Genomic DNA, 14,192 nt, shown 5'->3' with positions numbered 1-14,192 from the left:
ATGGACCTGCGACGTCACCCGTTCCGGCCCACGACCAGCCATTTCGATGGCAGTTCGAGGCGGTCGCCGTCGCCGGTGTGCTCGGTGGTCATCAGGGGCAGATCGCCGGAGGCGAGGACGTCGAGACCGGCGGCGGCGAAGAGTCCGGGGACGGCCGCGTCGTCCATGGCGCCGGGCGTGATCCCGTGCCGTAGCACCGGCCGTAGCTTGGGCGGCGGCCCGTCGGGGCTCTGCGCCAGTCCCCGCAGCAGCCCCCCGGCCGCCTCGCCGAGCTCCACGACGAAGGCCGTTCCGTGCTCTCCCAGCAGCAGGGCCACGGAGTCGGCGAGGGTCTGGCGGTCCCGCGGCTCGCACTGGTGGAGCACACCGCGCATGTAGATGTTGCTGTCGCCCAGCTCTCCGTGGAGCCGGGAGACGGCCGCCGGGTCGACGGCGTCGAGTTCCCGGAACAGCCGTCCGCCGTCGCCCGGCAGGGTGCGGCGGGCCCGCTCGATCGCGGCGGGCGCCAGGTCGACACCGACGACACGGGAGAAGCGCTCGGCGAGGAAACGGGTCTGGGTGCCGTTGCCGCAGCCGAGATCGACCATCGGAAGACCCGGCTCGGCCAGGCGCGGTTCGAAGATCCCCAGATGGAGCCCGGCGGTGAGGGACGGTTCGGCGTCCCAGAAGACCTCGCCCGTCCCGTCGGGCACCTCACGCCAGAAGCTCTCCCAGGCGTCCCTGTACCGACTCGTCACGCTCATGAACACTCCCCAGCCGACAGACCGTCAAGATCGGTCTAGTGCCTACCGGTTGGGCGGACAAGTACCCGGGAGATACCTTCACGTGCCGTTCGAGGCGGATCCTCGCCGCGTGGCCGGCAGCGCCAGCTCGAACCAGACGGTCTTGCCGTCGCCCGCCCGGCTCGCGCCCCACTCCCGGGCGAGCCGGCTGACCACCTTCAGCCCGCGTCCGCCCTCGGCCAGACCGGTGGACGCGAGCAGTGTCGGCAGCGTGTGCCCGCCGTCGGTGACCTCGCACAGCAGCCGGTCGGTGCGGACCAGCCGCAACTCGACCGGGCCCTCAGGCACGGCCGAATGCTGTACGGCGTTGGTGACGACCTCGCTGACCAGCAGTTCCACCGTCTCGGTGAGCGCCCCGAGACCCCACGATCCGAGCTGCGCGCGGGCCAGGCGCCGGGCCCGGCGGACCTCGGCGGGGTCGGAGGCCAGCTCCCAGCGGGCCACGTCGTCGGTGGCGATGCCGGTGAGCCGGGCCATCAGCAGGGCGACGTCGTCCTTGCGGCCGCCGCGGGTGTTCAGGGCGCGGATGATGGTGTCGCAGGCGTCGTCCATGGAGGCGGCCGGGTGCGCGGCCGACTCGCACAGGGTGGCCAGTCCGACGCCGATGTCCTCGCCGCGCACCTCGACCAGGCCGTCGGTGCACATGACGAGCCGGTCGCCGGGCGCCACCGGGATCCGTACGGTCTCGAAGGGCACTCCCCCGACGCCGATGGGCGCGCCGGTGGGCAGGTCGAGCAGTTCGCTGCGACCGTCGGCGGCCCGGACCAGCACCGGGGGCACATGTCCCGCGTTGGCCATGAGGAGTTCGCCGCCGATGGGGTCGTACACGGCGTAGAGGCAGGTGGCGAGGTAGTGCTCGCCGAGCCGCTGGGCGAGATCGTCCAGGCCGCGCAGCAGCTGCGCCGGGGGCAGGTCAAGGGCGGCCATGGTCTGCACGGCGGTCCGCAACTGGCCCATCATCGCCGCCGAGTTGAGGCCGTGGCCCATCACGTCGCCGACGACCAAGGCGGTGCGTGAGCCGGGCAGTTTCACGGAGTCGAACCAGTCGCCGCCGACCCGGCCGAGGAGCGTCCCCGGCAGATAGCGGGTCGCGATGTCGCAGCCCGCCATGCGCGGGGTGATCTGCGGCAGCATCGAGTCCTGGAGCGTCTCGGCGACGTTCTCCTGGTGGGTGTACATCCGGGCGTTGTCGAGGACGAGCCCGGCGCGGGCGGCCAGTTCGGCGCCGGTGACGCGGTCCATGTCGTGGAAGGCGGCGCGGCCGGGGTGGCGCAGCAGGATCATGAAGCCGAGCACGACGTGGCGGGCCTTGAGCGGTACGACCAGCATGGACCGGCCGTTGATCAGGGGCCGGATGTCGCGTTTTTCGAACTGCGCGGCGATGGCGGTGCCCATCTCCTCGCTGATGCGCGGGACGAGGACGGGCTCGCCGGTGGTCATGCAGCGGAAGAACGGCGTGTGTTCGGGGAACGGCATGGATTCGCCGACCGGGACGACATCGTCCCAGCGTCCCGGCGCGTCGACGTGTTCGACGGCGACCCGGTGCCACATGGTCGTGGCGTCCGGCGGCCCGTCCGGGAAGCCCTCGCCGGCGACGACCTGTTCGCGCAGATAGGTGCCGGCGACATCGGTGAAGCGGGGCACGACGGCGGCGCTGACCTCGCGGATGGTCAGGGCGAGGTCGAGGGAGGAGCCGATCCGGCCGGAGACCTCGTTGAGGAACTCGAGCCGCTCGCGTACGGCCGCGTATTCGAGGTCCTGTTCCTGGGTGGGGTCTTCGGCGTGTTCCGGCGCGGCTCTCCCCGCGGTGGCGGGGCGTGCGGCCCGCCGGGGCACGCCCCAGTCGGGGGTGACCGGGACGCGGTCGTGGTGGCTGAACTCCAGGACGGGATAGCCCAGTTCAAGGATCTGGGCGACGATCCGGGTGGATTCACGCACGCTCATGCTCGGCAGGATCTCGGGCAGCCGCCGGGCGAGTTCCTCGGAGCCGGGGAAGTCGGTGTGCAGGGCGAAGCCGGGTGCGATGCGTTCGACGGGCCGTCCGCCGGTGGTGTCCGTGCGGCGGAACTGTCCGGCGTCGGCGGCGAGGACGAGCAGCCGTTCACGGCCGGGGCCGACCAGGGGGTACGCCCACCACAGCACGTCGACCCGGTCGTCGCCGGGGCCGTCGGTGAGGCGGGCGCGGCCCGCGGTGGGGTAGGAGGAGCGCCCGCCGAGGGAGGCGTCGAGGCCGGGGCCGAGGCCGTCGTACGGCCGGCGGGACCCGTCCGCGCGGTGGGGCCCGTCGGTGTCGTACGGCTCCGGGTCGGGGAGCGCGCCGCTGACGGGCAGCAGGTCCATGGCGGGCCGGCCGACCGCGTCATGGCGGTCGGGTCCGAAGAGCCGGCGGGCGCCGGTGGACCAGTGCGAGACCAGGCCCTGTCCGTCGACCACGACGACGGCGAGCGGGATCCGGCCTGCCGCGGGGAGCGGCTGCCGCTGCGGCGGAACTCCACGGTCCATGACGGGCAGGCTCCTTCCGGCCGCAAGGTCCGCGGCATGTGACTCCACGGTAGGGGTTCGCGCCGGTTGTGCGCCGGGCATCAAGGGAATCCCGCCGGCCCGGGCCCGTACGGCGGAAGCGGCACGACAGTGGCACGAAATGTCGCGCTGGGAAGGGTCAGTCCTCGTGGCCCAGTTGGAGGTCGCGTTCGGTGCGTCCGCCGCCCGCGACCTGGAGGACGGTCGCCACCGGCGGGTAGCCCGCGGCGATCACGGTGTATTCGCCGGAGGACAGGTCCACGAAGCGGAAGGTGCCGTCGGGGCCGGTGGTGAGGGTGTCGACGACGTTGCCGGCCGCGTCCAGGAGCGTGATCCGGGCCTCCTCTACTGGCCGTCCGGCGCCGGCCCGTACGGTCCCGCGCAGCATGGCCCCGCCGGCGAGTTCGATGTCCTGCCGGGTCTCGCGGGCGGCGTGGACGGTGACGGCCAGCGCGGTGGGCCGGAAGGCGGGGGCGCTCGCGGCGAGGGTGTACTCCCCGGCGACGAGCTCGGTGAGGACGTAGCCGCCTTCGCGGCCGCTGCGGGCGCTCGCGACGACCTCGCCGCGGACGTCGGTGAGGGTGACGGCTGCGTCGCGTACGGGGCTGCCGTCGGCGGTGGTGACGGTCCCGGTGAGGCGTCCGGCGCCGCCGAGGACGAGGTCGAGTTCGACCGGGCGTTCGCCGACGGTGACGGTGACGGCCTGCGGCTGGTGTCCGCAGGCCGCGGCGATCAGGACGTACGAGCCGGGTCCGGGGACGCTCAGGGCGTACCGCCCGTCCTCGCCGCCGGCGCCGCGTCCGACCTGCTGTCCGCGGCCGTCGATGAGGGTGAGGGCGGCGCGCGGGACGCTGGTGCCCTCGTGGTGCTGGACGGTGCCGCAGACCGGGACGCCCGACCGGGGGCTCTGTGCGCTGCGGGCCGCGGGGACGGTGGCGGCCGGGGCGGTGGGGGCGTTCTGGGACACCAGCGGTTTCTCCTTGAGGAAGAAGGCGAGGAACAGTCCGAGTACGAGCACCGGCACGAGGAAGAGGAAGATGCGCGGCATCGCGTCGGCGTAGGCCTGGATGTATCCGTCGCGCAGGGCAGGCGGCAGTGCGTGCACGGTCTGCGGGGTCAGGGATCGCACATCGGGCAGCGGCGTGCCGCCGGGGAGCCGCTCGGCCGGCGCTTGGACGAGCCGTTCGGCGAGGAGGGTGCCGAAGACGGCGGCTCCGACGCTGCCGCCGATCTGACGGAAGTAGGTGTGGGCGCTGGTGGCGGTGCCGAGGTCGGCGGGGGGTACGGCGTTCTGCACGGCGAGGACGAGGACCGGCATCACGAGGCCGATGCCGACGCCGAGGACGCCCTGCCAGAGCGCGAGGTCGAGGCGGGGGGTGTCGGTGCCGAGGCGGGAGAGCAGCCACATGCCGGCGACGGAGAGGGCGCCGCCGAGCACGGGATAGATCTTGTAGTGGCCGGTGCGGCTGATGAGGTGCCCGGAGATGATCGAGGCGAGGACGATGCCGCCCATCAGGGGCAGCATGAGCAGCCCGGACTCGGTGGCGGTGGCGCCTTCGACCATCTGGAGGTAGGTGGGCAGGTAGCTCGCGGCGCCGAACAGCGCGACCCCGACGACGGCGCCGATCAGGCTGGTGACGTTGAAGACTGCGTCACGGAACAGCCGCAGCGGCACGAGGGGTTCGGGCACCCATGCCTCGACGACGAGGAACAGCAGGGTCGTTCCGGCCGCCCCGGCGGCCAGTCCGAGGATGACGTGGGAGTCCCAGGCGTGGGTGGTGCCGCCCCAGCTGGTCAGCAGGACCAGGCAGGTGGAGGCAGCGGTGAGCAGCAGCGCGCCCAGGACGTCGAACCGGGCGCGGGTGGTGGGCCTGGGGAGTTCGAGGGCGAAGGCGACGACGGCGAAGGTGACCAGGCCGAAGGGGACGTTGACATGGAAGCACCAGCGCCAGGAGACCTGGTCGGTGAAGAAGCCGCCGAGCAGTGGCCCGGCGACCGAGGCGAGGCCGAAGACGGCACCGATCAGCCCCATGAACCGGCCGCGTTGCCGCGCCGGGACGATGTCGGCGACGATCGCCTGGACGCCGATCAGCAGGCCCCCGGCGCCGGCGCCCTGGAGCGCGCGGAAGGCGATGAGCTGGTCCATGGTGCGGGACCAGCCGGCCAGCGCGGAGCCGGCGACGAAGACGACGATGGCGAACTGGAAGACGCCCTTGCGGCCGTGGAGGTCGCCGAGCTTGCCGTAGAGGGGCAGGGTGAGGGTGGCGGCGAGCAGATAGGCGGTGATGGCCCAGGACATCCGGTCCATGCCCTGGAGGTCGCCGACGATCTCCGGCAGGGCGGTGGCGACGATCATCTGCTCCAGCGCGGCGAGGAGCAGCGCGAGCATCAGGGCGAGGAAGACGAGCCGGACGCGGCCCCGGCCGGGCGGAGCGGGGAGGGGGTCCGGGGAGACGGCCCATGAGGGCGTGCCGCTTCCGGGGGCGCCGGTCGGGGGTGCGGGGTCCGTCCGCTCGTCCTTCACCAGGGTGGTCCCGCCCACGTCTTAGCTCCCCTTCGTCGCGCCTGCGCGGGCCCATTTCTCGCATTACGCGACAACTGAGGGCAAGCGGGACAAGGTGCGCCCCAGGCGTGCGGGATCCGGCTTATGCGCCGGTCGGAGCCCCTGCGGCGGGCACCGGTCCGGTGGACAGAACCACCCGAACCGGTGACCTGTGGCGGTGCGTACCGCGGGCTACTTCTCCATCTCGGCGGCGAGGTTGGCGAGCACGCTGTCGTAGATGCGGCCAAGTCCCTTGGGGGCGAAGGTCTTCTCGAAGAAGCCACCGATCCCGCCCGCACCGTTCCAGACGGTGGTGACGACGGCGCGGGAGCGGCCCTCGCCGGCCGGCGTGACGGTCCAGGTGGTGACCATCGAGGAGTTGCGGTCCTTCTCGACGAGCTGCCCGTCGGTGGGCTCGGTGACCTCCAGGAGACAGTCACGGACGCGCTTGCTGGTCGCCTGGAGCTTCCAGTGGACGAGGGTGCCCTCGCCGTCGCCACCCTCGCGCACCTCGTACTCACTGAAGTGCTCCGGGAGCAGCTTCGCGCGGGTGTCCTGATAGTCGGCGAGAGCGTCGAACACCGCCTCCGCGTCCGCCGCGATGATCCGCTCCGTGGTGGCCTCGACCTGCGCCATGCCTGTTCCTCCAGCACTTGTTCCTCAGGGGTGCCCCCAGCCAACCACCCGCGCTGGAGGCGCCCAAATCCGGGTCGGGCCGCCGACTCGCACGATCATGGGAACGTGTGTTCTATTGTACGGGCACTACCGCCACCGAGGAGGCGTCCATGCGCTGGGACCATCTGGCCGAGAACCCCGCAGCGGCCCGGGACACCGCGCTCTTCGGCGCGGACGCCGTGACCACCCGTACCTTCGACACGCCGGAGTTCCGCGGGATCACCTTCCACGAGGTGCGGGCCCGCTCGATCCTCAACCGGGTGCCGGGCGCCTCCCGGATGCCGTTCGAGTGGACGGTCAACCCCTACCGCGGCTGCACCCACGCCTGCGTGTACTGCTTTGCCCGCAAGACCCACAGCTATCTGGACCTCGACACCGGGCTCGGCTTCGATTCCCAGATCGTGGTGAAGATCAACGCGCCGGAGCTGCTGCGCCGTCAGCTCGCCTCCCGCACGTGGCAGGGCGCGCACGTCGCGATGGGCACGAACGTCGACTGCTACCAGCGGGCGGAGGGCCGCTACCGGCTGATGCCGGGCATCCTCGCCGCGCTGCGCGACCACGCGAACCCGTTCTCGATCCTCACCAAGGGGACGCTGATCCTGCGCGATCTGGAGCTGCTGCGGCAGGCGGCGGAGGTGACCGAGGTGGGCATCTCCGTCTCGGTCGGCTTCACCGACCAGGAACTGTGGCGGACGGTCGAGCCCGGCACCCCCTCGCCCGAGCGCCGCCTGGACGTCGTACGGACCCTGACCGACCACGGCATCGGCTGCTCGGTTCTGATGGCACCGGTCATCCCTTTCCTCGGCGACCGGCCCGAACAGCTACGGGCAACGGTCCGCGCGATCGCGGCGGCCGGGGCGTCCTCGGTCACCCCGCTCGTCCTGCATCTGCGCCCCGGCGCCCGTGAGTGGTACATGCAGTGGCTGGGCCGGCACCACCCCGAGCTGGTCGGCCGCTACGAGCGGATGTACGCGGGCGGGGCGTACGCCCCCACCTGGTACCAGCGCCGGATCACCCGTCAGGTGCACGAACTGGCGGCGGAGTACGGCATCGGACCGGCCCGCCGGGGCGCGCCCCGGCGCATCCCGGCCGACGAGGAGAGCGCGCACCCCAGCGCGCAGGCCACCCAGCTCACCCTTCTGTGAGCCGCTTCAGCCTTCTGTGAGCCCCAAGGGCGAGAAGAAGCGGCTCGAACCCGAGGTGGAGCGAGCCCAGCGGGTGGTGGACGAGATCATGACGGCGGCCGGTACACCGAGCGGAGGTCAGTGACATGCCACGGATCAGTGACGCGGACCGGGCCCGCAACGAGGAGGCGATCCGCGCCGCGATGGACCGGCTGCTGCGGGGCGAACCCCCGCCCGGCGGCAAGTGCGACCTCAAGACCCTGGCCGCCGAAGCGGGGGTGACCCGGACCGGCTTCTTCCCCAAGAAGAACCGCGACGGCACCACCCGCCCCGGCCCCTACCAGCACCGCGCGGCGAGGAGTTCGAGCGTCGCCTGAAGGCTTAGCGCGACGCGGGCGAGGCCCCTGACCCCCGGACGTCGCAGATCGAACGGCTCAAGGCCCAGGTCGCCGAACTCAAGGAACGGATCGCGAAACGGGACGAGGCGCTGGCCGAGCTCACCGCGTTCAAGACGCTTGCCGTCTCCCGGCTCACGGCCCGGCACGAGGAGATCCAGCGGCTGAGGCAACAGGCCGCCCAGGACGACAACGTCCCCCGCTGCCTGCAGCGGGACGGCCCTCTACGGGTCGTGCAATTTAGGCCGTCTCGGCCCGGATGCCCGTGCGGACCGCAATCATGGACGAGAACTCGCCGATCACGCAGGACGGGACACTATGGCAACCATCCGGGTCCTCACGCAGCCCACGGGCGGCAACCTGACCCCGGAGATCGTCCGAGCCGATGTGATCACCAGCGTCAGCGGGAACAACGGCAATGCGCTCGCCATCCGGTCGGACACCCAGCCGTGGTGCCCCTCGCATGGGGGATCGACGGCCGCGAAGCCCCAGTCGCTGCCGGCCGGGTTCCACGTCTGCTTCCTGCGATCGCAAGCATTACCCAGCGTCAAGGAGGACAAATGACCACACTTCTCTACTACCCGCTGGCTAAGCCTCCGCTAAAAGTGGTCCACGAAGCCTTGCTGTACTGGGACGGCCTCGCTTCGATGGTGTCGGAGAGACAAGAAACGTACGAACACACGATCACGGGCCCTCTGCGAGATCTCAAGGACCGGGGATTCTACAACCCTATTAGCCTCAAGCGTCATTACCACCTGCTAGCCAATAGGGAAATTCAGGATTTTCCCGGGCTGGTCGATCAGCTACACGCGATCGGTCCGCATAGAGGCCGCCCTGTGTACCTCGACGAGGGTGGGAAAATCGGGTTCGGGCTCGAACAGGGGCTCGTCGCACTCGGTGTAGCCCGACGTAGGCGCTTTCCAGAGCGGCCAAACTTCGGATATCTCGTCATTCCTGAGAAGGCGCTGCTCGTCCTGGCCGGCACCATGGCGCAGGAAGTTGCCCGCTCGACGCAGGACCTCTCCTACACGCCTTACACCGATCAGCAAACTGCTGACGAAGTATCACTGAGGCCAGACTTCCGCAAGGTAACGGCTTGGCGCGTGGAATTGGGTCGCATGCTGCCCATGCCGGCACCGGGCACCCCGACCTCCGAGGTCTTGGATTTTCGAGAAAAATACACCTCCGAGCGAGAGCGTTTGGTCGACGCAACCCAAGCCATGCTCAGCGAGCTCAACCGGCATTGGGAACACCCGGCCGACGTTCTTCAACGCATGCGCAAGGAACTTACCCAGGCGCGAGCCGACTATCAAGAAGCCGTAAAAAGCAGTCGCATGGCGTGGATCACCAGATCCGTCTCAGTCACGGTGGCAATGAGCACCGCAGCAGTCGGAGCCTTGGTTGTGCCAGACCTCGGATGGGTAGCCGGAATCGCCGGAAGCATCGGGTTCAATATCGCCACTCGCGAGATTCGTCCTGCGATCCAGAAAAAGCAAGAGCATCCATTCAGCTACCTCCGGCTCGTCGAGAAAGAACTGTCGTAGCAGCTGCTGCGCTTCCCTCGCGGTAGATCGTGCCGTGAGGGAATAACTGGAGAGCGGGAGTTGCTGAGCCGTCTCGCCACGGAGTTCGTGCGCAAGGTGGCGGCACTCGACGAAGTCACGAGGACTTCCGTGCAGACAGGCGACGGAGGCAGTACCACCACCATGCGCGCCGAACGAGCTGAGCGAGACCGTCGAGCCCGCCTCGGCGGCAGAGCGAGCCACGTATAGTCAGATTCCGGCCCACCGCACGCCATGACCTCCGTCACACCGGAACCCCTGAAAAGGAACAGGATGGTTCACCGAAACGCGACACAGTGCCGAGGCTCGGCCGCCGCGTAAAGCGACACGAAGCGTGGGACACAGTGAGTGCCGCGACACGCTGGGGGCACGTGAGCTGACAGCGACCGGTGATCTCCAGTTCAAAGAACATGGGCGCAGCGGCTGTTGTGGTACCTCCAGAGCGATGGTCACGAGCGGTTCCCTTCGATCGTGTTCCAACGGTGTCCGGCCGTGCTCCATGCGGGAAGAGGGGCGGCCGGGGGGCGACGGGGGACGCCTCCGGGCCGCCGTGCCTCTCACCACAGGACGGGAGTCGTGCCGTCCCGGGCCAGCGGGCAGGGCATGGGGGGCGCCCCACCGCCTGAGATGGAGTGGAGACCGGCGGCGTACGGGTTTCACGGGGGCACCGCGCGCAGCCGGAGTCAGGGGGACAGCTGGGCCCAGCCGCCCGGGTGTGGCGCGGTCCGGCTCATGCGGGTCTCGCCGCGGCCGCCCCCTCTGGGTCGGCGTCCGGCCGCTCGATCCCGACGGGCGGGGCGCTCCCGAGCAGCGCCAGAGCACCCGGCGCGCCCGACGTGGTCCCCGCCGGTCGACGGCCGCGCGTGCCGCGCCCGCACCGCACGGGGCTCGGCTTCCCCGCCCACGCGCTCACGCGAGATCACCCGCCGCACGCCGCTCGTCCAACGTCCTCGCCACCCGCAGAACAACGTGTCGCGGAACCGTCCACGTCCGCGATCCGCCTGGCCACCGCAGCACGTACGCACTCCGCTCGATGTCGGACAGCACCGCCACACGGCCGGACTCATCGAACGTGACCTCATCGCCCACACCAGCGGGGCGCATCTCTCCGGTCACGGCGCCACCTCCACGGGTGTGATCCCATACGCGCCCGCGCACGTCTCGCACGCCCGCAGGCGGACACCAGCCGCACGGAGGAGCGGGACGGGGTACTCGTCGTCAGCGTCGTACGAGCACCAGCAGCAGGACGACCCGCAACGCTGCCAGTGACTCAGCCGCTCCAGCACCAGCGCGGGCGCGTCCACCAGGGCCATCACGATGCACCCCCACGAGCGCGGGCGATCTCCTCGCCGGTCGCCTCCCGCAGGTACTCGGGATCCGCGATCCACGCCGGATCCGCACTGCCCAGCGTCACCACGTACGGGGTGCCGGGGAACGGGTCGCTCAGCCCGCCGTACCGAACGACGCGGCCGACGAGGAGCCCGTCAGCGTCCACGGCCCGCACTATGGAGCCAACCGCCGGACGATTGCCGGGAATCGCGAGACCCCGGCGTGAGATCGAGTCGTACTGCTGCGCGTGCGTGGTCATCTCCGCGCCTCGTGTCCGTAGCCGATATGGAGGGCGGCCCATCCGCCACGGGGAGGGGGGACGGACCGCCGTACGACCAGGTAACGCCTGCTCCCCTTGCGCTGGTTAGCACGATCCCTGGGGCTTCCCACCGAACGCCCTAGGGTGATTTGAACCTCCGTTTACCTGACGGTGCGTGCAAAACCCCCTACCGTGCGGTCATGGGCACCACGCGAAACACGCTCCTTGAGGCGTGGATGGAGGAGCACGGCCACAGCTCCAACACCCTGGCCCGCGCGGTAAACGACGCGATCGGAAACATCACAGGCAAGGTCGGCGGCCTGGACGGCTCGACCGTCCGGGACTGGAAAGCGGGCCGTGTGCGGTGGCCGAAGTCGGCCACTCGCGCGGGGCTGGAGAAGGTCACGGGCCTTCCCGCCACCGCCTTAGGGTTCGTGCCACGGTGCCGGACTCCGTCCAGCCCAGCCCCACCGCAGCAGGAGGACAGCGACATGAAGCGCCGTACCCTCGTCGGCGGCATTGCAGCGGCTGCCGCCGTAGCAGCAGCCGCGCCCGGCACCGCAGCACCCCGCCGTATTGGCATGAGCGACGTCGACCGTCTACAGAAGCGCTTCACTGAGATCATCGCCAGTGACCAGCGCCACGGCGGACAACTCGGGATCGAGCAGCGTGCCGCCGCGCTCGCCGACGAAGCGCTGAACCTCCAGAACGCAGGCAGCGCCAGCCAGCGCGTTCGCAGCAACCTCTACGCCTCCGCAGCCGCGTTCCGCTCCTCGGCGATGTGGGCCGCCATCGACGGCCGCCGTTACGACAACGCCAAGGCGCACATGCGTGAGGCCCAAGCCCTCGCCGAGATGTCCGGCGATCAGGCGATCAAGTTCCGCATCTGGAGTCACGCGGGAACCTTGTACCGACACATGGGCCGCCCCGCAGACGCCCTCGCCGCGAACGACGTCGCCCGCAACCTGCACCTCACACGCCGTGACCCCCTGTTCGCCTGCCTGGGACATGCCCGCCAGGCTGCCACCCTCGGCCTCACCGGCGACACAACGGCCGTACAGCGCACTCTCGGCTGCGCTCAGGACGCACTCGAACGCGCCGATCCGGGTCTCGCTCGACCGGTGTGGATGACTGGAGTCCGTGACGGATCAGAGCTGGAAACGCTCGCTCTCGCCGCGCACCTTCGCCTCGGAAACTTCGAACAGGCCGAAACGCATGCTCACCGGAGCCTGACCTTGCTCCGCCCTCAGATGCGGCGCGACCGCGCCATCAACACCGTCCGGCTCGCCGCCGCCCAACTCGGGCAAGGCGATATCGAACCAGCCATCGCCACGGCGATGAAGGTCCCCTCCGACATCGCTGCCCAACACGCCCGGGTGACACGCATGCTGCAAGAGTTCGGGGCCGCACTGCGCGCCACCGCGCCGGGCAGCTCCGCCGTGCGGACCTGGGCCGAGCACGCCGCCACCTGGAGGACCACCACATGACCACGGCCCCGCCATCGAACCGCGCACATTCACCACCCTCGACACCGTCCGCGGTGATCTCTTCGACGTGGACACCGACGTGCGCGCCCCGCTCCTCCACCTGCCGAACTATGCGGTCACCGCGTTCGGCGAGCGCCTGGACCGACACGGCGGCGAGCCGGGGTTCACGGCCGTCCTCGCCTACGCGGACGGGCACCCGGTCGGCTACGCCTACGGCAACACCATCGAGCACGGTGACCGGTACTGGCAGCGCACCACCCCGGCGCCGACCGAGGAGTACACCGGGCGTCCCGCGCTGGCGCTGAAGGAGATCGGCGTACGCCCCGCGTGGCGCGGCACCGGCGCCTCCCGGCGCATCCATGACGCCCTCCTCGACGCTCGCGACGAGCCATTCGTGACGCTCATGGTCAACCCGGCCGCTGGTGACGGGAAGGTGCACGCCCTCTACCGGTCATGGGGGTACGAGGACATCGGGCAAAGTCAGCCATCACCGGCCTCGCCACTCCTCACCGTGATGATCCGCCCCATTCGCTGACCGGCGCGACCACGGCGGCCCACCGACGAGGAGAGCGCGCACCCCGGCGCGGAGGCCACCCAGCTCACTCTTCTGTGAGCCGCTTCAGCCTTCCGTGAGCCGCTTCAGCGCCCCTTCCGCCGCCCGTCCCAGCCGGGGATGGGCCGCGGCCTCGATCAGCAGCGGGCGGGCGCGCCGGTCGCCGAGGGTGCCGAGGCCCTCCACACAGGCCAGACCGAGGCGCCAGTACGGATCCTCGGGGGCGAGGCGGCGCTCCAGGACGGTCAGCAGCGCCGGCAGGGACTCGGGGGCGCGCAGGGTGGCGAGCAGGCGGACCGGCACCAGCGCGTAGGCGACGCGCAGTTCGTTGGTGGCGAGGGCGGCGGCGGCCCGGGCCGTGCGGGGGTCGCCGAGCCGGGTCAGGGCGTGGGCGGCGGAGACGCAGCGTTCGGGGTCGCGGTGGTTGAGGAGTAGCACGAGCGCCTCGAAGGCGCGCCGGTCCCCGGCGACGCCGAGCCGGAAGGCGGCGATCTCGCGCGCCCACAGGGGCTGGCGCGGGGCGGTGAGGACCTGGGCCAGCCGGTCCTGGTCCCCGGTGGCGACCAGCTGCTCGTACGCCACCGGGTCGTCGGCCGCCTCGTCCCGCAGCCGGTCGGTGAGTGACCTGAACTCCTCGTCCATGACGGTCAGCGTATCGACGCATCCGGGTGATACGTCCGGCGATCCAGATCACATCAGGCCACCGGGCACCAGGGCTGGCGCGCTCGTTACTCGCCGGTTAATCTCAAGTGAGCGGGACACACCCGCAAAACTCCGGGCGGCCTGGTGACGCAGCCGCGCGGGGAGCTTGTCGGTTTGGCATGTGTACGGCGGGACTCCGGGACAGAGTCCGTCGGTTCTTCGCAGGACGGCCCGCGCTCGGCGCGCGTCCTGTTCACCGCGATCCGCACCTCTCTGTGATGCGCCGCACCCCTTGTGATGCGCATCGGCGCGATCTCCACCC

At 70.7% G+C, this 14,192-nt stretch carries 12 protein-coding genes; 6 read left to right on the top strand and 6 right to left on the bottom strand.

Features of this window, described 5'->3' with window-relative positions; translation table 11 throughout:
* Positions 1 to 14: 14 nt before the first annotated feature.
* From ACZ7LT_RS13500 to ACZ7LT_RS13485, 4 genes are all read right to left on the bottom strand, one after another.
* Positions 15 to 743 (bottom strand): class I SAM-dependent methyltransferase, encoded by a 729-nt coding sequence (locus tag ACZ7LT_RS13500; RefSeq protein WP_471236155.1) that lies wholly within the window; start codon positions 741 to 743, stop codon positions 15 to 17.
* 78 nt (positions 744 to 821) lie between these two features.
* Positions 822 to 3,284, bottom strand: a complete 2,463-nt coding sequence (locus ACZ7LT_RS13495; RefSeq protein ID WP_471236154.1) for an ATP-binding SpoIIE family protein phosphatase — start codon at positions 3,282 to 3,284, stop codon at positions 822 to 824.
* 157 nt (positions 3,285 to 3,441) lie between these two features.
* Positions 3,442 to 5,844 carry an MFS transporter gene (locus tag ACZ7LT_RS13490; RefSeq protein ID WP_471236153.1) on the bottom strand — a complete coding sequence of 801 codons (2,403 nt, stop codon included), beginning with the start codon at positions 5,842 to 5,844 and terminating at the stop codon, positions 3,442 to 3,444.
* A gap of 192 nt (positions 5,845 to 6,036) precedes the next feature.
* Complete coding sequence (locus tag ACZ7LT_RS13485; RefSeq protein WP_471236152.1) at positions 6,037 to 6,480, bottom strand: SRPBCC family protein; 444 nt, start codon at positions 6,478 to 6,480, stop codon at positions 6,037 to 6,039.
* Between the two features lie 149 nt (positions 6,481 to 6,629).
* Here ACZ7LT_RS13485 and ACZ7LT_RS13480 point away from each other — a divergent pair, with 149 nt between their 5' ends.
* The 4 genes from ACZ7LT_RS13480 to ACZ7LT_RS13465 all read left to right on the top strand — a co-directional run bounded on the left by ACZ7LT_RS13480 (position 6,630) and on the right by ACZ7LT_RS13465 (position 9,582).
* Positions 6,630 to 7,664 (top strand): Rv2578c family radical SAM protein, encoded by a 1,035-nt coding sequence (locus tag ACZ7LT_RS13480; RefSeq protein ID WP_471236151.1) that lies wholly within the window; start codon positions 6,630 to 6,632, stop codon positions 7,662 to 7,664.
* 125 nt (positions 7,665 to 7,789) lie between these two features.
* The gene (locus tag ACZ7LT_RS13475) at positions 7,790 to 8,020 is read left to right on the top strand and encodes a hypothetical protein (protein WP_471236150.1); all 231 of its coding nucleotides are present in this window, start codon (positions 7,790 to 7,792) and stop codon (positions 8,018 to 8,020) included.
* Between the two features lie 336 nt (positions 8,021 to 8,356).
* The gene (locus ACZ7LT_RS13470) at positions 8,357 to 8,602 is read left to right on the top strand and encodes a hypothetical protein (protein WP_471236149.1); all 246 of its coding nucleotides are present in this window, start codon (positions 8,357 to 8,359) and stop codon (positions 8,600 to 8,602) included.
* A complete protein-coding gene (locus ACZ7LT_RS13465; RefSeq protein ID WP_471236148.1) occupies positions 8,599 to 9,582 on the top strand; it encodes a hypothetical protein in 984 nt (327 codons plus the stop codon). Before ACZ7LT_RS13470 ends, ACZ7LT_RS13465 begins: the two co-directional genes overlap by 4 nt.
* A 1,330-nt stretch (positions 9,583 to 10,912) precedes the next feature.
* On the opposite strand, the gene ACZ7LT_RS13460 is transcribed toward ACZ7LT_RS13465, so the two are convergent.
* A complete protein-coding gene (locus ACZ7LT_RS13460; protein ID WP_471236147.1) occupies positions 10,913 to 11,095 on the bottom strand; it encodes a hypothetical protein in 183 nt (60 codons plus the stop codon).
* 293 nt (positions 11,096 to 11,388) lie between these two features.
* Here ACZ7LT_RS13460 and ACZ7LT_RS13455 point away from each other — a divergent pair, with 293 nt between their 5' ends.
* Positions 11,389 to 12,675: an XRE family transcriptional regulator gene (locus ACZ7LT_RS13455; protein ID WP_471236146.1), complete on the top strand. Its 1,287-nt coding sequence runs from the start codon at positions 11,389 to 11,391 to the stop codon at positions 12,673 to 12,675.
* A gap of 67 nt (positions 12,676 to 12,742) precedes the next feature.
* Complete coding sequence (locus tag ACZ7LT_RS13450; RefSeq protein WP_471236145.1) at positions 12,743 to 13,210, top strand: GNAT family N-acetyltransferase; 468 nt, start codon at positions 12,743 to 12,745, stop codon at positions 13,208 to 13,210.
* Between the two features lie 84 nt (positions 13,211 to 13,294).
* On the opposite strand, the gene ACZ7LT_RS13445 is transcribed toward ACZ7LT_RS13450, so the two are convergent.
* On the bottom strand, positions 13,295 to 13,870 hold the full coding sequence (locus tag ACZ7LT_RS13445; protein ID WP_471236144.1) for an adenylosuccinate lyase: 576 nt from the start codon (positions 13,868 to 13,870) through the stop codon (positions 13,295 to 13,297).
* Positions 13,871 to 14,192 lie beyond the last annotated feature (322 nt).

It is taken from the genome of Streptomyces sp. NPDC039465 (genome assembly GCF_055639315.1).
This window is presented reverse-complemented; position numbering and strand designations above follow the sequence as displayed.